Annotated in this window: 18 protein-coding genes; 9 read left to right on the top strand and 9 right to left on the bottom strand. The window is 54.3% G+C overall.

The features are described 5' to 3' along the window. Positions 1 to 768 precede the first annotated feature (768 nt). The 9 genes from VAE57_RS16500 to VAE57_RS16460 form a co-directional block, all read right to left on the bottom strand. Positions 769 to 1,071 (bottom strand): hypothetical protein, encoded by a 303-nt coding sequence (locus tag VAE57_RS16500; RefSeq protein ID WP_322822952.1) that lies wholly within the window; start codon positions 1,069 to 1,071, stop codon positions 769 to 771. A 503-nt stretch (positions 1,072 to 1,574) separates the two neighbouring features. After that, positions 1,575 to 3,068, bottom strand: a complete 1,494-nt coding sequence (locus tag VAE57_RS16495) for a cryptochrome/photolyase family protein (protein ID WP_322822951.1) — start codon at positions 3,066 to 3,068, stop codon at positions 1,575 to 1,577. 657 nt (positions 3,069 to 3,725) lie between these two features. Next, positions 3,726 to 4,172, bottom strand: a complete 447-nt coding sequence (locus tag VAE57_RS16490) for a hypothetical protein (protein ID WP_322822950.1) — start codon at positions 4,170 to 4,172, stop codon at positions 3,726 to 3,728. 281 nt (positions 4,173 to 4,453) lie between these two features. Next, complete coding sequence (locus tag VAE57_RS16485; protein WP_322822949.1) at positions 4,454 to 5,263, bottom strand: alpha/beta hydrolase; 810 nt, start codon at positions 5,261 to 5,263, stop codon at positions 4,454 to 4,456. A 2-nt stretch (positions 5,264 to 5,265) separates the two neighbouring features. Continuing rightward, positions 5,266 to 5,628 carry a hypothetical protein gene (locus VAE57_RS16480; protein ID WP_012256349.1) on the bottom strand — a complete coding sequence of 121 codons (363 nt, stop codon included), beginning with the start codon at positions 5,626 to 5,628 and terminating at the stop codon, positions 5,266 to 5,268. Between the two features lie 33 nt (positions 5,629 to 5,661). Continuing rightward, the gene (gene serS / locus VAE57_RS16475; RefSeq protein WP_322822948.1) at positions 5,662 to 6,933 is read right to left on the bottom strand and encodes a serine--tRNA ligase; all 1,272 of its coding nucleotides are present in this window, start codon (positions 6,931 to 6,933) and stop codon (positions 5,662 to 5,664) included. Between the two features lie 77 nt (positions 6,934 to 7,010). Next, the gene (locus tag VAE57_RS16470) at positions 7,011 to 7,508 is read right to left on the bottom strand and encodes an NUDIX hydrolase (RefSeq protein ID WP_416208469.1); all 498 of its coding nucleotides are present in this window, start codon (positions 7,506 to 7,508) and stop codon (positions 7,011 to 7,013) included. A 20-nt stretch (positions 7,509 to 7,528) separates the two neighbouring features. Further along, positions 7,529 to 8,008 (bottom strand): NUDIX domain-containing protein, encoded by a 480-nt coding sequence (locus tag VAE57_RS16465; RefSeq protein WP_322822946.1) that lies wholly within the window; start codon positions 8,006 to 8,008, stop codon positions 7,529 to 7,531. Between the two features lie 172 nt (positions 8,009 to 8,180). After that, positions 8,181 to 8,933: a sulfite exporter TauE/SafE family protein gene (locus VAE57_RS16460; RefSeq protein ID WP_322822945.1), complete on the bottom strand. Its 753-nt coding sequence runs from the start codon at positions 8,931 to 8,933 to the stop codon at positions 8,181 to 8,183. Positions 8,934 to 9,425: 492 nt separating this feature from the next. On the opposite strand from VAE57_RS16460, the gene radA reads away from it, so the two are divergent. From radA to murI, 9 genes are all read left to right on the top strand, one after another. Next, complete coding sequence (gene radA, locus VAE57_RS16455; protein ID WP_322822944.1) at positions 9,426 to 10,829, top strand: DNA repair protein RadA; 1,404 nt, start codon at positions 9,426 to 9,428, stop codon at positions 10,827 to 10,829. 3 nt (positions 10,830 to 10,832) lie between these two features. Beyond that, positions 10,833 to 11,927 (top strand): PIN/TRAM domain-containing protein, encoded by a 1,095-nt coding sequence (locus VAE57_RS16450; RefSeq protein ID WP_322822943.1) that lies wholly within the window; start codon positions 10,833 to 10,835, stop codon positions 11,925 to 11,927. Beyond that, a complete protein-coding gene (gene dtd, locus VAE57_RS16445) occupies positions 11,927 to 12,409 on the top strand; it encodes a D-aminoacyl-tRNA deacylase (RefSeq protein WP_322822942.1) in 483 nt (160 codons plus the stop codon). Before VAE57_RS16450 ends, dtd begins: the two co-directional genes overlap by 1 nt. Before the next feature lie 74 nt (positions 12,410 to 12,483). Continuing rightward, positions 12,484 to 12,894 (top strand): anti-sigma regulatory factor, encoded by a 411-nt coding sequence (locus tag VAE57_RS16440; protein ID WP_322822941.1) that lies wholly within the window; start codon positions 12,484 to 12,486, stop codon positions 12,892 to 12,894. 9 nt (positions 12,895 to 12,903) lie between these two features. Further along, complete coding sequence (locus VAE57_RS16435; RefSeq protein ID WP_322822940.1) at positions 12,904 to 13,482, top strand: SpoIIE family protein phosphatase; 579 nt, start codon at positions 12,904 to 12,906, stop codon at positions 13,480 to 13,482. A gap of 21 nt (positions 13,483 to 13,503) precedes the next feature. After that, on the top strand, positions 13,504 to 16,140 hold the full coding sequence (locus VAE57_RS16430; protein WP_322822939.1) for a GAF domain-containing protein: 2,637 nt from the start codon (positions 13,504 to 13,506) through the stop codon (positions 16,138 to 16,140). A gap of 89 nt (positions 16,141 to 16,229) precedes the next feature. Next, positions 16,230 to 16,982 (top strand): gamma-glutamyl-gamma-aminobutyrate hydrolase family protein, encoded by a 753-nt coding sequence (locus VAE57_RS16425; RefSeq protein WP_322822938.1) that lies wholly within the window; start codon positions 16,230 to 16,232, stop codon positions 16,980 to 16,982. A gap of 15 nt (positions 16,983 to 16,997) precedes the next feature. Beyond that, positions 16,998 to 17,765 (top strand): gamma-glutamyl-gamma-aminobutyrate hydrolase family protein, encoded by a 768-nt coding sequence (locus VAE57_RS16420; RefSeq protein WP_322822937.1) that lies wholly within the window; start codon positions 16,998 to 17,000, stop codon positions 17,763 to 17,765. Between the two features lie 33 nt (positions 17,766 to 17,798). Then, entirely contained in the window at positions 17,799 to 18,587 is a 789-nt protein-coding gene (murI, locus tag VAE57_RS16415) for a glutamate racemase (RefSeq protein WP_322822936.1), read from the top strand. The last annotated feature ends 152 nt before the right edge of the window (positions 18,588 to 18,739 follow it).

The following is an 18,739-nucleotide window of genomic DNA, read 5'->3' as shown; positions in this document are numbered from 1 at the left end:
GACGGATAGAATGTTTGGCCCAACGCACCTTCTACCTCATCAAAAAGCCGTCGGGAAGGTTTCTGACTTCACCTCACCTATACATAGAAAAGTAGTCCCATGGAATTTAGTTGCACGACCAGGGGGGATCGGCATACGCTATGCATTTGCGGTACGGAGCACAGTAGAACTTATTTCATAATAAAGCTGTACTGTCGCGCTCTAATAACTATCTCCGGTGCCAGCACGCGCTGCATTGGTTGCCTTGCTCGCTCATCATCCGCGTGTGGCGTCGTTTGGCGTGCGGCAGCCATGCTGCCGCAGCAGCCGCACACACAATCCGGTGCATGGCACGCCGTTGACCCGGCTGGTTATGGGGCTGCTAGATGGGATCAGTACGATCAGAGCGTCGGTCAGGCATGAAGGAGATACCTGCCACCAGACGTTTTCAGGCATAGGTTCTCGAACGTATGTTAGAAACGCTGTGCTATCGTCCTCCTAGCCGGTCGCCCAGGCGTAGACACGCTTGCCAATCACCGCCGACAGCCTACCCTGCTCCTGACCCATTGGCAGAGCGCAGCTCCGGTCGTACCAGCACACGCTGGATGGATGGCCGTGCCCGTTCGTTATGCACGTGTCGCAACGTTTAGCGTGCGGCAGCATGGCTGCCGCAGCAGCCGTACACACAATCCGGTGCGTGTCACGTCGTTGACCCGGCTGGTTATGGGTATGTAGAGGTTTTTTGAAACAGGTTCTAGTTTTGTCAAAACAATGTCGTTGTTTGCGACTTCATTGATATTCCAGAAATTTTCCATACTCATCGAACATTGGCAAAGTTTTACCTTCATTGATTTCGGTCTCAACCGCAGCTATCAATTCAGCCAGCTTGCTATCGTCAGTCGACGCGAACTGAGACTCCCATAAAGCTTCATCTGCCAGTATTTCTGAAAACATCTCTTCAGGTAGTGGATGCATCTTCAGGAATAGCGCAAATTGATACAGTTGCATAACCCGCACCATCGGTAGAGTAGTAGCGATGTCCGTAATAGCTTTTACCAAATCTGCTTGTGTCTGCCAAGTATTTGTTGCCATTTTGCTAAATCCTCACAGCCATTCTACTAGCTGTCTTCTAAAAGGTTAGAATGTTAAACTGCGTCCTCGCAAATAATGTATCGTGTTATCAAAAAATCGTGCTGTCATTATTCAGGGTTTACTTAGCCGATGTCTACACTTCGGTCAGTTAAGCCAACCCAAGTTACCACCTACGCTGAGAGCAGGCCACGTAAGCTGACTGCTATAATGAACAGCACGACGTTGCGCACAACACCGTGAAGCGTAACCGTATGAACCATGTGAACCATGTGGGTAGTAGCCAGTTCCCGTAGACGCACGACTTCACGCTTTGATGTAGCCACTCGGATGATGCCCATCCGTTGAGTCCTCTGTGGTGATAAAGGTAGCAACGTGGGTTAAGCCAACACCTTCAGCTTACCAGCAATGCCCGCCAGGATAGTGCAGTTGTTGGGCATAAGCATTTTCCGTCATTGGTTTGCCATTTATCAACAGGTATCTCCTTCGAGCCGATACCAGACCCCTCACAACGCCTCGATCCGCGCCAGAATGGTCGCGGCCTGAGCCATAATCGCCTGGCGCTCCGCTTCAGCGATCCGGCGCAAGCCGAGCACTGCCGGCCCCAACCGTGGATTGGCCCGGAGCGTGGCTTCGTGCACGATTAGAAAATGCCAGTATAGCGTATTGAATGGACAAGCGCGTGGCCCGGTACGCGCTTTGCGGTCGTAAAAACATCCCCGACAGTAGTCACTCATCTTGTCAATGTACGCTGCACTGGCAATGTAAGGCTTAGTCGCGATCCGCCCGCCATCGGCATTCAAGCCCATGCCGATCACATTGGGCGTGACAACCCACTCATACGCATCAATGTAGCATTCGAGAAACCAGGCATTCACCTCCTGGGGACGGATTCCGACCAGCAGCGCAAAGTTACACAACACCATCAGCCGCTCGATATGATGGCAATAGTCGCTGCGTAATACCCGCTTGATCACGCAGCTCAAACAGCGCATCCGTGTTTCGCCATTCCAGTACCAGCCTGGCAATGGTCGTTCTGCCCGCCATGCATTGGCCGACAACAAATCAGGCATCAGTTCCCAGTAACGATAGTAGATGTATTCACGCCAGCCGATAATCTGCCGTACAAAACCTTCGACTGACGCCAGTGGTGCTTTGCCCGCGTGATAAGACTCTATGGCAGCGGTTGCTGTCTCCAATGGATCGAGCAGGCCAATGTTGAGCAGCGGCGAGAGCTGGGAGTGGAAGAGCAGATCGTGATCGGCACTCATCGCGTCTTCAAATGGGCCAAAGTCGGCGAGCCGCTGCGCGATAAAATCGTCAAGTGCCACCAGCGCCTGCGCTCGCGTTACCGGCAGATCGAAATCATCCGCTGAACCAATTGCATTCGGACAACTGCGCACCAGATCGGCAATCACCTGCTGCGTGATCTCATCCGCCGGAAAGCGTACCGGCACTGGAACCGGACGACCATCGTAACGCCGCCGGTTTTCGTGATCGAGATTCCAGACGCCACCGGTCGGTTCACCATCTTGCTCGATGAGGAGAGCAGTCTGTCGGCGCATTGCCCGGTAGAATGGCTCCATCAGTGCCGGTGAACGTGCCGGCGGGTAGCGTTCCACCAGGAAGAGGCTATTAGGCAGAATGGTGACGGGAATGCCCAGTTCGTGTTCCAGGCGTTGTTGAAACTGGCGGGTGGCGTACTCGGCGGCAGCCATGCAGATCAGATGGCGCACCCCGAAGGTCGCGATATGATCGCGTAACCCGCTGCGAAAATCCGGTGCAGAGCGCAGATCAACCTCATAACCGGCGGCGCGTAACTCGTCGGCATAATGACGCATCGCGCTAATGATAAGCACAAGTTTACGGCGGTGATACGGTCGCTGATTGAGACGGGCCAGCGACTCGATCATCACGACCCGCCTTCCGGCTACCAGTCCGGGATGGTGCGGGCTGAGTTGATCACCGAGTATCCAGACCGATTCGTGCGCAAGAGTCATGGTGCGTTATTCCAGGGGTATAACGGATCACGTGCTGTGATTCATCATAACATCAATTCAGCTAAAGGGTAGTCGCTGCACCGTAAATCGTATGGCACGCGCCAAGCCGTACTCTCGCTTTCGTCGCATTCCGCGTGTAGCATTGTGAATGGGTCGATGCAACGTCCATAGAGACGGGTTTAGAACCCGCCCATCCGTATGATGCAGGTGCACCCCACGGATCGTCTCGTCACGGAGAAAACGGGCAGCAGGGGCAGGCTCAGAACCCGCTCTACGGCCACACGCACCGAACGTCAAAGACTATCTCACACCTGATACAACTCAATGCATGGCATGCGCCAAGCCGTACTCTCGCTTTCGTCGCATCCCGCGTATGGTACTGTGAATGGGTCGATGCAACGTCCGTAGGGCGGGTTGAGAACCCGCCCCTACGGAACCCGCCTATCCGTATGATGCAGGTGAACCCCACAGATCGTCGCGGAGGGGACAGTTAATTGTGGATCACCGCGTATCCGGTGCCCGCTAGTGATGAACAAGGCTTGATATTACAAAGCTAATGACTACACCGCAACGAATGAGGAGGTACCTTGCAGTAACGAGGAATATTCAACGGCATACTGTGCGTTCATCAGGTGTGGGCAACGGATATGACAGCCTCTACTGTCGAAACAGCCGGTCGAGTGCTGCATTCCACGCCTTCATCCGCTCCGGGTCACCACCGACATCTGGATGATGCAGGCGTGCCATCGCTTTGCGAATGGCATTTGCTTCATCTTCACTGATCTGACCAACCAGCGAACTAATGTCAATTGCTGCCCCTGGTCGAATCTCTTCGTGCAACGAAGATTCGAGACGTTGGGCGCGGGCACGCCACATATCTCGCTCGTGACAGAGCACAGTGTTTTCGCGCATCGTCTCGGTGAGCGTCTCAACCATCTTGGCATGAGCACGTTGGGCTTCTTGCGCCGCAGCTATCGCCTTCTCCAACTGACGACGCAACGTTCGGATCAGCGCCTGAGCTTCACTCAGTTCACGGCGCAGTATCTCCATCTCCCGTTGGGTGTAACTGTCGCTGGTTGGCGTTAACTCATCCGAGGTTAACACACGTCACTCCTCTACCGTACACTTCCTATTGTATTTAGTATAACGCACCCTGGAACAACCGGCATGACTTTTTTATTATACCGCATAAAAAGCGGTGCGGGTCGCGGGGCATTGCCGCCGCGACCCATTACACATGTGGCAACGGCCACTTACTGGTGGCCGTAAGGGGATTATGGGGAGCAACAGTGAGGATTGGGAGGATACATGTCGGGCGATGTCTGTTGCTCCATCGCTCGACCTGTGAAAAGTATAGCAAATCAAGGTACGGGCGTCTATCCGCCTTAAGACCGATTTAGGGAACATGCCTTGTCAATCGTCTGCACGACGGCTTGCCAGGCCTGACTATGGGGTGTCGTGAGTTCAAAGTGGCCACAGTTGGGCACGATAGTCAGGTGTGTCAGATCGCCGGCCTGACGGGCGGCGTCAACAAAGGCCGCTACATACGAGGCCGGTACAATCGAGTCATCAGCACCCACGAGGTGATAGTGTGGTACGTCGAGTGGTAGACGTGCGTGAGGTGATGCTTCAGCGCAGCGTGATTCTTCGTTGTCGATCAGTTCCAGGCAGGCAGTGCCACAGGCCGTAGCGGTGACACCCCGGTGAAGATCGGCAACTGCCGCCAGTGCCACCACACCGTGTACCGGTAACGGATGGGGGGTGTACAGCGGGCTGGTAGGAGGAAGTTTTGGCCGCGTAACCAGCCAGAGCGCCAGGTGCCCGCCGGCTGAATGACCAACAATCACGACACGACGTAGATCAAGCGGATAGTGTTCCGCCAATATCCGCAGATGATCGGCGCCGGCAGCAACGTCCAGAAACGTGTACGGCCACCCACCACCATTCCCCAGCCGACGGTACTCCAGATTCCATACGGCATAACCGCGTGCGCGTAACGCTGCACAGCACTCACCAAGGGGGGTAAGGGGGTAAGCGACCTGCCAGCAGCCGCCATGAATCATCATTACGACCGGTGCTGGGAGTAATTGTTCAGGCAAATACAGATCACCAAACTGATCGGGGTGATCACCGTAACGAATACTAACGTCAGGCGAAACAAGCGGTTGCGCCAGATAATCGCTTACTGTCAGCATGATTATTCAGCTTCAGCCCAGGCCAGATAATCGGCCAGCGAGCCATTAAAATAGACGTGGACAACCTGATTGAAGGTAATTCGACTCACCGCATCCCAGACTTCATCGGGGTCGGTGCTGTAAGCAACCAGCATGGCCTGCTCAGGATGTTCTTCGTCTTCGCCGGGTGGAATCACCAATGCCAGCCATTGGCCGGGATAGCGCTGCTCAATCAGCGCTACCGGCTCCACCCGACCACGTTCGACCATCCCGGTGTACGGACAACCACACCCACAATCTGGCCCACAACTGCTATGATCACCGGTACCACAACTTGGACTGGTACCACCGTGCATTGCACTGGTGAGTTGAATAACAACCGGCATAGGCATCGTTTCCTGCTTGCGGCGGATCGCAGCTTATGGCCCGATCCGTTCCATACCACCCATATATGGCCGCAATACTTCGGGAATCAGGATACTCCCATCTTCCTGCTGATAATTCTCCATAATCGCGATGATCGTCCGTGGGAGGCCTAACCCCGAACCGTTCAGCGTATGTAAAAACTCAGGCTTTGCTCCCGGTTCAGGTCGGTAGCGCAAATTGGCACGTCGGGCCTGAAATGCTTCCACATTCGAGCACGAACTGACTTCAAGCCATTCGCCCACACCCGGTGCCCAAACTTCAATGTCGTAGGTCTTGGTTGAACCAAAACCGAGATCGCCGGTACAGAGCAGTTTAGTGCGGAACGGCAACCCTAGCCGGCGGGCACACTCTTCAGCATCGCGGCGTAGTTTTTCGAGCGCCTGATAACTCTGATCAGGTGTCACGAACATATACATTTCGACCTTGTCGAACTGATGGCCGCGCTTGATACCACGCACATCACGCCCGGCACTAAGCTGCTCTTTGCGGAAACAGGGCGTATAGGCAACGTGATAGATCGGCAACTGACTCGCGTCGAGGATTTCATCGGCGTAGAGACTGGTCAACGGAACTTCTGCGGTTGGCACCAGCCATAAACCCGACTCTTCGTCGCGGTAAAGGTTATCGCGGAATTTTGGCAACTGACCTGATGCCCACAACACCGATTCTTTGACCACAAAGGGTGTATACACTTCCTGGTAACCCTGTTCCAGGTGCAGATCGATCAACCACTGAATGACAGCGCGCTGGAGGCGGGCGCCTGCCCCACGCATCACGTAGAAACGGGAACCGGCCAGCTTCACCCCACGCTCAAAATCGATAATGCCTAACGCCTCACCCAATTCCCAGTGCGGACGGGCCGGAAAGGGCAACTGCCGCTCTTCACCCTCTTGATAAATCACCACATTATCGCGATCATCAACTCCATCGGGAACATCAGGATGGGGCAGATTGCGAATTTCGAGCATCACTGCCCGCTGTTGCTCTTCCACCTCGGCCAGTTGCCGGTCGAGTGCGGCGATTTCATCACCCAACTGGCGCATAGCATCTATCTTTGCCTGCCGCTCAACCGGGTCTTTCATCGCACCAATCTGCTTCGAGACAGTGTTCCGCTCAGCTTTGCGCGTCTCCACCTCATAAATCAAGCGCCGGCGTTGTTCATCAAAAGCCAACACCTGATCGACGACTGCCCCATCAACCCCACAACGAGCGAGCCGGCGTTTTACTTCATCGGGTTGTTCACGAATGAGTTTAATGTCAAGCATAGGCTTCTGCCGCAATCCACGACGCTGTCGCATAACAGCGCACTACGATAGGATGAGAGCAATTATACCACGATGCGTCAGCCTGTACCGATCCGTGAGAAGTTCCAGGCCACCGGTTGACCGTTCGCATAAGGCATCACGCCATGGAATGGACGCGGATCGTCGTCGAAGACCAGCGGGAGAAAAAAGCGATCACCCGGCCACAGGGGAAGGTGCATGACACGCTGGAGCGGTACCCATTCAAGGGTACCTTCCTCATTGGAAGGCGGTGGCTCGCCGGCGAAACGAGTAATTAAGAAGATAAATGCAAACCAGTCCTCACCATGTTTGCCGAACCCCGGCCAGCTTACCGTACCCCGCAACGTCAATTCGAGCGCAGTAATACCAGCTTCTTCATACAATTCGCGCTGAATACCGGCCACAATCTCTTCATCGCGTTCGAGCTTACCACCCAGGCCGTTGTACTTACCTAAATGTTGATCACCGGCACGGGCATTGCGATGAACCATCAATACCGATTGCCGATCGGGTGATAGCACATAACCAAGTGTGGCCAGAATTGGTGTGTAGGGCATAACCACCTCAACAATGACAACTACCATGATGCAAAGATTCCGCGCTCGCCACGCCGCGCCTCGGCGATGCGCCGTGCACTACCGGCTTCCACACCTGCGGGCAACTGATCAGGATGAAAGAAGCGCGCATCACAAATCTCTAGATCACCGGCTGGCGGTACCGGTGGCCCCTCGGCTGCTGCCGTAAATACAATAATATAATCGCTAAGACCGTCTGTCAGATAGTGAAAGACGCCATGCAGCGCCGTGATAGTGACCGGACAACCACTCTCTTCCAGCGCTTCACGACGAGCAGCATCGGCAGGCGTCTCACCCCGGTCAATGGCGCCGCCGGGCAATCCCCACGGCGTTGCCCCTCCGCGATGCCGCACCAGCAAAAATGAATCTCCCTGTTGTACAATCACCCGCACCCCAATTGCACGCGGACGAAGTACACGCCAGGCAACAAACCGCAAGTTTATCAGAAACTGGTAGGTCGTTGAAAGCAACCATTCGCGCATGAGATACGCTCGTTCGTGATACAAACACCCCTATCCTGTAACAGGACAGGGGTACTATTATACGTTTCGTCAGATTGCTGCCTTTTCAATATGCTAATTTACATGATAACACGTGCGAGCGATGGAGGCAACCTGTATCTGATTGTTGCCAGACATAACCAGGTCACGACATTTATCCTAAAATTTGAAAGAGTTTATACAGAGTCATCACAACGATGAGTACCCCAAAAGCCTGCTTGAGCCGCTGACCGGGCACATACAGACTGGTCAGGCGTGCACCAAAAAATGAACCCGCTGCCCCGACAACCACCAGAATAGCTCCAAGCGTCCAATTAATGGTTGCGGTTGTCATATGAGGGATCAATGCCGAGAAGGAAGGCGGTGTTACCGCGAGTGCATTAATTGCGGCTGCGTGCTTTGGCTCGTAGTGCAGCAAAATCAGGGTTGGCAATAGCAGAAATCCCGGACCAACACCGAGCATGCCAGCCAATACAGAAATTGGAGCGGCGAGTAGCAGCGCAAGAACCAGATTTGGCTCAACTGATCTCGTTCCACCGGCTGATTTGTCTGGCATAAACATCCGCCATGCCAGAAAAGCTACAGCAGCAAAATAGAAAATCCACAGCCAGCGAGCATCTATCTGCTGCGCAAGCCACGAACCGACTGGTGCGAATACCGTCGTGACAATCGCTAAGAGTATTGCCGGACGCCACTCAACCAGACCACTACGGGCAAAACCGAACAAGGCAAACATTGCCGTGATCCCATTGAGAAACAGTGATAACGGTTGAACTTCATGCACCAAATCGGTCATAAATAGACCAAGGAATGGCACGGCTGCAAATGCTACTCCCAATCCAAGCATACCAGAAGCAATGGAAAGGATGAGAAGACCAATAATCAGGATAGTTTCATTTGTATACATAATGTACCTACCATTTCAGTACCGTGCAACTCAAACAACCTTCTTCAGTTTAATCCAATAATATTGCAAATAAACGTGTATATTTCATAATGTTTTATAAACAATGCGCAACTGAAAACTTACAATATATACTAAAGCCTGTTTCGTAAATCTACGTAGAAATCACGCTCCGGATCGAACCTTTCCCCGTCCGCCAATCCACACGTAGTGCGTAGTTTGGCGTGCGGCAGCCATGCTGCCGCGCCCACCGTGCTCGCTGCCCGGTAGGTGCTGCGCCGGTCATTCTGCCGATAGGGGAAAGCTGTGCGGTGTCTTCCTACCACACGGTGCAGTATACAAACCCGCCAGTTCAGATGTCGCTTCGCTTCAGCCTGTTGAACCTCATCTGGTTGTGCAGCGTGCCTCATACAAATTGGCATACGTTATGAGACTTCTCAACAGCAACACCTCGCACCGATTCGTGGCCTACGTATGCGGTGGTATAATGCAGCTATGGCGAAAATACGTACTATCTTCGTTTGTCAACAATGTGGTGCTCAGCAGAGTCGCTGGATGGGGAAGTGTCCTGAATGCGGTGCATGGGATAGTCTGGTTGAACAGATTGTTTCACCTGCCCGTGGAACAGGCGGTCAGCGAGCGGCTACTGCCGGTCAGAATCAACCGGTTCGACTACGCGATGTTCCCCTGACCGACTTTCAGCGGCTGCCTGTCTATGCCGACGAGTTTGCCCGTGTACTCGGTGGTGGCCTGGTACCCGGCTCGGTGGTGTTGATCGGTGGCGACCCTGGAGTAGGAAAATCAACACTGCTCGGTCAGGTAGCGGCTCATTTTGCGACCAGCGTGGGGCCGGCACTTTATGTGAGTGCCGAAGAGTCGGCGCAACAAATTCGGTTACGCGCCGAACGGTTGGGATTAACCGCAGACGATCTCTTCCTTCTGGCCGAAACATCACTTGATCTAATTATTGAACATATCCGTCATTTACGGCCACGACTGGTGATCGTCGACTCGATCCAGACGGTCTATCTCCCCGAATTAACCAGCGCAGCCGGTAGTGTCTCGCAGGTACGCGAGGGTGCCCTTCGCCTGATGCAACTGGCGAAAGAGACTGCCATTCCGATTGTGCTGGTTGGTCACGTAACAAAAGAGGGAGCCATCGCCGGCCCACGTGTCCTCGAACACATCGTTGATGTCGTGCTCTACCTCGAAGGCGACCGGTTTCACCAGTTTCGCCTGTTACGCGGGGTCAAAAATCGCTTCGGTAGCACGAATGAAGTGGGCGTCTTTGAAATGACCGGCGATGGTTTGCGTGAGGTGCGTAATCCATCGCAGGTCTTTCTCGCCGAACGGAATACGCAAAGCCCTGGATCGACGGTGACCGCGACGCTAGAGGGAACCCGTCCGTTACTGGTGGAAGTGCAGGCGCTGACATCCCATACCGGTAATGCCCAGCCTCGTCGTACCACCAATGGCTTTGATCTCAATCGCCTGCTCATGCTGACAGCCGTGCTCTCAAAACGAGTAGGGCTGCCGTTATTCAATCAAGACCTTTATGTTAACATTGTCGGTGGTCTGCGTATCGGTGAACCGGCAGCCGATCTGGCAGTTGCTCTGGCGATTGCGTCCTCATACCGCAACCAGCGGATTGATCCCGATCTTGTCTGTCTTGGTGAAATCGGGTTGTCTGGCGAATTACGCAGTGTCAGTCAGCTTGAGCGTCGCCTGAGTGAAGCAGCGAAGCTAGGATTTCGGCGAGCAATTGTACCCGCACATTCTACACTTGACTGGGCAGACGGTCTCACCATCACACCGGTGCGCTCACTATCCGAAGCGGTCGAACTCCTCACCCGCAAAGGAATAGCTTCTTCATCCTCGCCAGCCATCGAACAAGGGTGAGCTATGAGACTAAGTCTCGATTTTATCGTGCGCCTATTCGGTTTTAGTTGGATGGCCTATCTGGGGTTTTGGGTTGGCCATTCACTCTCCGGCCCCACACCAACTTCCGATCAAGTACTTGCTACCCTGCTCCTCACCCTTGCCGGTGGTGGCCTTGGCCTGATTCTGGCCCCTCGCATCATCGCCGACCCACTTCGTTCCCTCTTTCGTCAGGCACGTACTATACCGTTGCACGAAGTTGTTCTGATCACGATAGGGATTGGCATTGGCGGCGTTCTCGGTGCATTGTTCACGGTGCCGCTGGCTATGCTACCGGCACCGTATGGCAATCTGTTGCCGGGCATTGTGACGGCGATCCTCGTCTACTTTGGCGCTGCGATCCTTTACTTACGCAAACGTGAGTTTGTTGATCTGGTGAACCACTGGCGACAGCCACGCTCACAACCGCCGACTCCTCTCCAGTCTTCGCCACCAGAAACCTCCTCTACGCTCCCATCGGGGCGTCGCTACCTGATCGATACCAGCGCGATTATTGATGGCCGGATTGCAGCCGTGGTGCGCACCGGATTTATGGAAGGATCGCTCCTGATCCCCTCGTTTGTGTTGACCGAATTGCAAATGCTGGCCGACTCAAACGATGACTTACGGCGACAGAAGGGTCGTCGCGGCCTTGAGTTGCTTAATCAGATGCAACAATCATCGCCTTTGCCAATTGAAATTGTGAGTCACGATGTTCCCGACTCTCTGCGTGTGGATGACAAGTTAATCGAATTAGCCCGACAGTATCACTGCCCAATCATTACCAACGACTATAATCTCAATCGGGTTGCCGGTTTGCAGGGCGTAACGGTCTTGAGCATCAATCAGTTGAGCGACGCCCTCCGTCCACCGGTCATGCAGGATCAACGACTCCAGGTGTTGATTCGTAACGAAGGCAATACCCGCCAGCAAGGGGTCGGCTATCTTGACGATGGCACACCAGTGATCGTTGAAAATGCCCGACATCTCATTGGCCACACCATTGAGGTTGTGGTCACTCGTATCCATCAAACCCAAACTGGACGTTTAGTCTTTGCAATTCCGGCAGAGGAAACTTGATGCGCGCAGTCATTCAACGTGTTCGCGAAGCATCCGTCACCGTCGCAGGCGAAGCGGTAGGAGCAATTGGCAACGGCCTGTTGATCTTGCTCGGCGTGTGCCATACCGATACAGCGGAAGATGTGGAGTTGCTGGCAGAGAAGATTGCTCAGCTTCGGATTTTCAGCGATCACGAAGGGAAATTCAACCTCTCTCTGCTCGATGTTGGTGGGGCCGTGCTAGTCGTATCGCAGTTTACCCTCTATGCCGACACGCGCAAGGGGCGTCGTCCAAGCTTCACGGCGGCTGCCCGGCCTGAGATGGCCGCACCGCTGGTTGATGCCTTTGTCGCTGCACTCCGGGCACGTCACATCCCGGTTGCCACCGGCGTCTTCGGCGCTATGATGCAGGTCGCTCTGATCAACGACGGCCCCGTCACTCTGGTCATCGACAGCACCGAACTACGCCTGCCGCGGCGGGCCGGTAGCAGGGCTGATAGCTAGTCGTTCAACTCTCACAGCCTGATATACAACCCGGTCACATCCGAATTAATGTCCTTCAAGTATAATGTGAGAGTATGGAATCGACTACGTTTCGCATCCAGCGAGAAGCAGATGTCTACGTTGCGCTGAGCAGTGGTCGTCGCCTGGCCACCGAATTACAATTTAGCGAAACCGACCGCACCCGCATCGAGATCTGTATTCTCGAACTGGCTCACAATCTAATACGACACGCCGGAGGCGGCGAGATGACGATCTCTGTGCTGCGACGCGACGATCAGACAACAGGGATCGCAATCGAAGCACGCGATAACGGCCCCGGTATTTCTGATATTGAGCTGGCCCTACAGGATGGTTACAGCACGACCCATTCGCTCGGTGCCGGTCTACCCGGTGTGCGTCGATTAATGGATGATTTTCACATCCAATCAACACCAGGTCTCGGAACAACAGTACATGCAGTGAAGTGGCGGACAACACGCCGGTAATGAGGAACTATGAAACTTTCATGGGGAGCAGCGCTACGACCGAAAGCAGGCCAACACATCAGCGGCGACGCTTATCTGGTCTTACCCTATGCCGACAATCAACTGTTAGCTGCCGTTATTGATGGACTTGGCGGTGGTGAGGCGGCTGCGGAAGCAGCCCGGCGCGCTGTTGCCATTTTGGAACGCTATCCAGAGCTTGAATTAACTGAGTTGATGCGTCAGGCCGACCGGGCGCTTGTCGGTAGCCGTGGCGCAGTGATGGCGCTACTTCGCCTCAATGCCGATCAACACACTGCTGAATTTGTGGGTGTTGGGAATATCGGCGCACAAGTGTATAGCGATCTGCTGATAAAACCTATCTCGAAAAACGGGATTGTCGGTTATCGCCTGCCACAACTCCTGCGCCTGAGTTATACCTACAATTCTGGCGACACCTTCGTTTTATACAGTGACGGTATATCGAGTCGCTTTGCTACCGAGATGCCGCCTGATTTACATCAGTCACCACAACACATTGCCGATGAGATTCTACACCGTTTTGGGAAGGATAATGATGACGCAACTGTGGTTGTGGTACGCAGTGAATAACGGAAATTACCGACTCAGCCTATGAATCCCACACTCAGTCAATGGCTGCACACCCGGCAGACAGCGATCCTCGACAACTGGCCAGATCGAAACGAAGCCATGACAGGGAACGTGGTTATCCAACCACGTCTGGAAACGCAACGCCTGGTATCGGCCCTGATTGCTGCGGCTGAGGGGAATGAGTTGCCACTGCGTGACCTGTTCAGTGAGTGGATTGCAGCTGAAGCGGACGTTGGCCTACCAGTTATGGTGCGGAACTTCCAAAACCTGCACCGTACTATTCGGGCCTCACTTATCCAGGACACATCCGGTCTAACTCTTATCGATGAGCTGGCCGATCTGTTTGATCAGGCGATTGCGATACTGGTTGAAATCTGGACTGAACACACCAGTCAGCTCATTCACGAACGTGAATTTATCGCCGCCAGTCTCGATGCTGCTTCAGCAGCAGCCGATCAACGAGCACTGCAACTGAAGGCACTCAACGATATTTCTCAACGTCTCTCCGCGACACTCGACCGCGACACCTTGATTGAAATTGTCATCGATAGCCTTCATCGCCTCACTGAAGCGCATCACGTCGCACTCTGGCTGGTCGATGATAAACAGCAGATCAGGGTTGTTGCCGGTCGTGGGAGTGATGATGGCCCGCCAGTTGGTTACATTTTGCCGGACGCTAATCCAACTGTTCAGGCTGCATTTCATAAAGGTATTTTCTGGCCTGCTATTTCTGCCGACAATATGCAGGAGTGGATGATCGCCGGTTGCAGCGTGCTGATTATTCCGATGACTGGCGGCGAACGTTTGATTGGCGCCGTAACCCTGCAGGAACTTCATAATCCGCTCGATCTACGTTTTATGCAAGACCTGGCCCAAAGCATCGCCAGCCAGGCAGCGATTGCGCTGCAAAATGCCGAACTCTATCATACCATTCGCACGCTCAATGCCGATCTTGAACAGCGTGTCATCGAGCGCACCCGTGAGCTTGAAGAAGAGAAGGATCGGCTGGCCACCCTGCACGCGATTGCGGCCCAGGTAAACCAGACCCTCGATCTGGATCAAATCCTCAATAACTCGTTGACGATGCTGGCCCGTATTGTGCAGGCCGAACATGCATCAATTCTACTCACTGAAGAGGATAATCCCAGTCTGTTGGTTACACGCGCTATTTTGGGAACGAAGGTCTCACCCGACAATACGGTACGCTTTGCGATTGGGCAGGGCATTGCCGGTTGGGCAGCTCAACACGGCCAGACCGTGCTCGCCGCTGATCTTTCCAGGGATGAGCGCTGGGTCGCGATTCCCGGCAGCAGCCGTAAGCGTGAGGGATCGATGATCGCCGTACCGCTCTTCGTGCAGGGTGAGGTGATCGGAGTGATGACCCTCTCCCATTCCCAGACCCATTTTTTCAATGAAGGCCATGTACGCCTGCTCAATGCCTGTGCCGGTGCGATTGCGATTGGGATCAACAATGCCAATCTCTTCCGCATGATTAGCACCGAAGCTGAACGTCGTTATGAGCTACTTGATCGTCAGCAAAAAGAGACCAGCCAGATTGCGGCTATCTTGCAAAGCCTGCTCGATGGCGTGATCGTGTGCGATCTGTACGGTGGTGTAATTAGCATTAATCCGGCAGCCAGCCGTATTCTGCACCGACCACTCGAAGAGTTACTGCTCTGGAATCTGCGCGATGTGATTCAACGCTACCTCGGCAGTCACGCGGCTGAACTACCACTGGACGATTTACTGCGGCGGCCTTTGTCTGTCAATGGTGAAGCACGTACCTTCACGACAACGGCTATCGTCGGCGGCAAAACGGTCAACTTCTCACTCAGTCCGGTACTCAAGGAAAATGATGAGCTGCTCGGTGCACTACTGGTGTTGCGCGATATTACGCGTGAAGTGGAAGCTGACCGGATGAAGAACGAGTTTATCGGCACAATGTCGCACGAACTACGTACACCGATGACGGCCATCAAGGGATTCACCCAGCTCCTGGCCATGGGTGGCCTCGGCCAGCTCAACGACACGCAACGCGAGTTCGTGAACACCATCTACAGTAATACCGAGCGTATGATTAACCTGATCAATGATGTACTGGAGATCACCAAGATCGAGTCAGGCAGTATTGATCTCGAATGGCGTTCACTACATCTCGCTGAGGCGTTGAGCGGAGTGATTGCTGAGTTGCAACCGCAAATTACCCAGCACCGCCATCAACTCACGATCTCAATCCCGCCGGGATTGCCCTTGATTAGAGCAGATGCGATGCGGTTGCATCAGATTCTGTACCATGTGTTGCTGAATGCAGTGAAATACACACCAGCTGGTGGCTCGATCACGATTGCTGCCCGTGAAGTGATGAACATTGATATTCCAGAACCGACTCGCAGTACCCTGAGCGACAATCGTCGCTATCTTTTGCTCAGCATTAGCGATACCGGTGTCGGTATTCGCCCCGAAGACCTGCCTCGTATCTTTGATCGGTTCTTCCGCGGTGAAAACTCGCTCAAGGTAGAAGCTGGCGGTACCGGCCTTGGCCTGTCTATCGTTAAACCCCTCGTTGAATTGCTCGGTGGTCGGATCTGGGTCGAGAGTACGGTCGGTGTCGGTAGCACCTTCTCGATCATTATGCCGATTGCTGGCGAACATGCCTGATCCGTCTCCTGACTGAGGGCATTATGGCAGAGTATGCTATAATGCGCACCTATAACATCGACATAACCGCAACTACGGAGGAAGCCCAAATGACGCCTCTGATTGGAATATCATGTGGTACCTTCCGTGATCGCGACTGGTGCCCACCATCTTACGGACATCGCCAAACCTACGTTGACGCCGTGTTACAGGCAGGTGGAGCGCCGATCTTGATCCCACCACTCCTCGATAGTGCAACACTACGAACAATCTACGAACGCCTGGATGGATTGCTCCTCGCCGGTGGTGGCGATATTTCGCCGAATCATTATGGTGATCAACCGCACGAGCGCCTCGGCGCGATTGATCCCCCGCGTGATCTGATGGAATTACGGCTGGCACGCTGGGCGGCTGCTGATGGTAAGCCTCTGCTCGGTATCTGTCGGGGTGTGCAGTTGATTAATGTAGCCCTCGGTGGTTCACTCTACCAGGACATTCCTTCACAACTCGATACGACCATCGATCATAACCTCTCGTATGCGCGTGAAGACTGGACATATATGGCCCACGCTATTACCATAGCCGCCGACTCTCGGCTGGCACAGGCACTGGGGACAACGAATCTGATGATCAATTCGCTGCATCATCAAGCGGTGCGGCGGGTTGCTCCGGGCTTGCGTGCCGTTGCCTGGGCACCGGATGGGGTGATTGAGGCGCTAGAGGGTGATAGCCAGCACTTTATTGTTGGCGTACAGTGCCATCCTGAAGCCCTTCAGGCTACGGTTGATCCACGCTGGCAAGGTCTTTTTACGGCATTTGTCCAAAGTTGCAGTGATACCCACCGGCAGAGTCGTGCTGCCTGAACACCGTGAGGCTGTATGAATCATCAATACCGTCCGCTTATCGGTATTACAACCATGCACAGCGGTACCAGTGCCGATGGCCGCGAGTTGCAGGCGGTGCGTCCGACCTATCTGCGGGCTATCGAGGCGGCTGGCGGCATCCCCCTCATTATCTATTTGACCGATGATAGGAGTGCAGTGCGGCGATTGTACGACCAATGCGACGGCATTCTGCTCCCCGGTGGTGATGATGTTGATCCAGCTTATTATGACGAGCCGCCCCATCCAAATCTCGGTACGGTAGATCGCCAGCGTGATGCGGTCGAGATTGCTCTGGCGCGTTGGGCACATGCCGAACGCAAACCGTTACTGGGCATTTGTCGTGGGCTGCAAGTGATCAACGTGGCCCTGGGAGGATCACTCTACCAGGATATACCTGCGCAGCTTGCAACAACCATCGATCATCGGGCGAATACCCGTACCAGAGCCTGGACTGAATTGACCCATTCCTTACACATTCGCGCCGACTCGCGACTGGCCACCATTCTGCACACAACCGACATCGGCTGTAATACAATGCACCATCAAGCAATCAAGCAGCTCGCGCCCGGTCTGCGTGCGGTTGCCAGCGCACCTGATGGCATTATTGAGGCATTTGAAGCGCTCGATGACCACTACTTGCTGGCCGTACAATGCCATCCGGAACATCTTTGGGATAGCAGTGAACCACGCTGGCAGGCACTGTTTGCCGATTTCGTCAACACGTGCCGTGAACGAGCGACGAATGCCCATCAGGCTTCCTGATATGAGTCGTTACATGCAGCATCGCCCCTTGCTATGATTGGCATCTTCGATTCTGGATTAGGCGGGCTATCGGTTATGCGTGCTATTCACGAACGATTGCCCGACACCGACCTGCTCTACCTGGCCGACAGTGCCTACTGTCCGTATGGCCCACGTCCATTATCGGAAATTCGCGACCGGGCACTGGCGTGTGGGCGCTGGCTGGTCGATCAGGGTGCCCGGATTGTTGTGGTGGCCTGTAATACGGCAACGGCGGCAGCCATTGAATTGCTCCGGCGTGAGCTACCGGTGCCGGTGGTCGGCATGGAGCCGGGGGTCAAGCCGGCAGTAGCTGCGACCCGAAATGGAAAAGTAGCAGTTCTGGCCACCAGCGGCACCCTCGCCAGTGATCGTTTTCGTTCACTCGTGCAGGCCTATGCGGCTGGGGTTGCAGTGTATCCTCTGGCCTGTCCCGATCTCGTAGCACAGGTTGAAGCCGGCGAATTGCAGAGTGATCAAACCCGGCGTCTGATCGCGCAGCATCTGGCGACAGTGCCAGAGGTTGATGTGATCGTGTTAGGATGTACGCACTTTCCCCCGCTCAAGCCGTTGATAGAGGCATGTGCCGGATCGCACGTGACGGTTATCGATACCGGCCCGGCAGTTGCCGCTCAGACTGAGCGGATTGCCCGCCAGATCAATCTGCCCACCGGGAGCGGTACCATCCGTTGTGCGACAACTGGCGATCCACAACTCGTAGCACCAGCGTTGTACAATGTCTGGGGTGCTCCGCTACCGCTAGTAGGGGTGCAGGTCGACTCAGCGGTGGTAGTACACGAATAATAATTATAATTATCGGTGAACGTGTACAGGAATAAACTGGGGCAGGCTGCTAGCCTACCCCACACAATTTACCCCGTCGCATCTGTTGGCGGTTCGACCGGTGGCTGTTCCACCGGTAACGGTTCTGCTGGTGGCGGTGTCGGCGTTGGCAA

Source organism: Chloroflexus sp., assembly GCF_034434295.1.
In the GTDB taxonomy this organism is placed as follows: domain Bacteria; phylum Chloroflexota; class Chloroflexia; order Chloroflexales; family Chloroflexaceae; genus Chloroflexus.
The sequence above is the reverse complement of the archived record's forward strand: the minus strand, read 5'-3'. Positions and strand labels throughout refer to the sequence as shown.

Excerpts from the sequence above, each read along its gene's own strand:
- VAE57_RS16425 (WP_322822938.1), top strand. The coding sequence starts at position 16,230 with ATGACGCCTCTGATTGGAATATCATGTGGTACCTTCCGTGATCGCGAC.
- VAE57_RS16435 (WP_322822940.1), top strand. The coding sequence starts at position 12,904 with ATGAAACTTTCATGGGGAGCAGCGCTACGACCGAAAGCAGGCCAACAC.
- VAE57_RS16420 (WP_322822937.1), top strand. The coding sequence starts at position 16,998 with ATGAATCATCAATACCGTCCGCTTATCGGTATTACAACCATGCACAGC.
- VAE57_RS16430 (WP_322822939.1), top strand. The coding sequence starts at position 13,504 with ATGAATCCCACACTCAGTCAATGGCTGCACACCCGGCAGACAGCGATC.
- dtd (WP_322822942.1), top strand. The coding sequence starts at position 11,927 with ATGCGCGCAGTCATTCAACGTGTTCGCGAAGCATCCGTCACCGTCGCA.
- murI (WP_322822936.1), top strand. The coding sequence starts at position 17,799 with ATGATTGGCATCTTCGATTCTGGATTAGGCGGGCTATCGGTTATGCGT.
- VAE57_RS16440 (WP_322822941.1), top strand. The coding sequence starts at position 12,484 with ATGGAATCGACTACGTTTCGCATCCAGCGAGAAGCAGATGTCTACGTT.
- VAE57_RS16480 (WP_012256349.1), bottom strand. The coding sequence starts at position 5,628 with ATGCCGGTTGTTATTCAACTCACCAGTGCAATGCACGGTGGTACCAGT.
- VAE57_RS16495 (WP_322822951.1), bottom strand. The coding sequence starts at position 3,068 with ATGACTCTTGCGCACGAATCGGTCTGGATACTCGGTGATCAACTCAGC.
- radA (WP_322822944.1), top strand. The coding sequence starts at position 9,426 with ATGGCGAAAATACGTACTATCTTCGTTTGTCAACAATGTGGTGCTCAG.
- VAE57_RS16460 (WP_322822945.1), bottom strand. The coding sequence starts at position 8,933 with ATGTATACAAATGAAACTATCCTGATTATTGGTCTTCTCATCCTTTCC.
- VAE57_RS16450 (WP_322822943.1), top strand. The coding sequence starts at position 10,833 with ATGAGACTAAGTCTCGATTTTATCGTGCGCCTATTCGGTTTTAGTTGG.
- VAE57_RS16500 (WP_322822952.1), bottom strand. The coding sequence starts at position 1,071 with ATGGCAACAAATACTTGGCAGACACAAGCAGATTTGGTAAAAGCTATT.
- VAE57_RS16470 (WP_416208469.1), bottom strand. The coding sequence starts at position 7,508 with ATGCCCTACACACCAATTCTGGCCACACTTGGTTATGTGCTATCACCC.
- VAE57_RS16465 (WP_322822946.1), bottom strand. The coding sequence starts at position 8,008 with ATGCGCGAATGGTTGCTTTCAACGACCTACCAGTTTCTGATAAACTTG.
- serS (WP_322822948.1), bottom strand. The coding sequence starts at position 6,933 with ATGCTTGACATTAAACTCATTCGTGAACAACCCGATGAAGTAAAACGC.
- VAE57_RS16485 (WP_322822949.1), bottom strand. The coding sequence starts at position 5,263 with ATGCTGACAGTAAGCGATTATCTGGCGCAACCGCTTGTTTCGCCTGAC.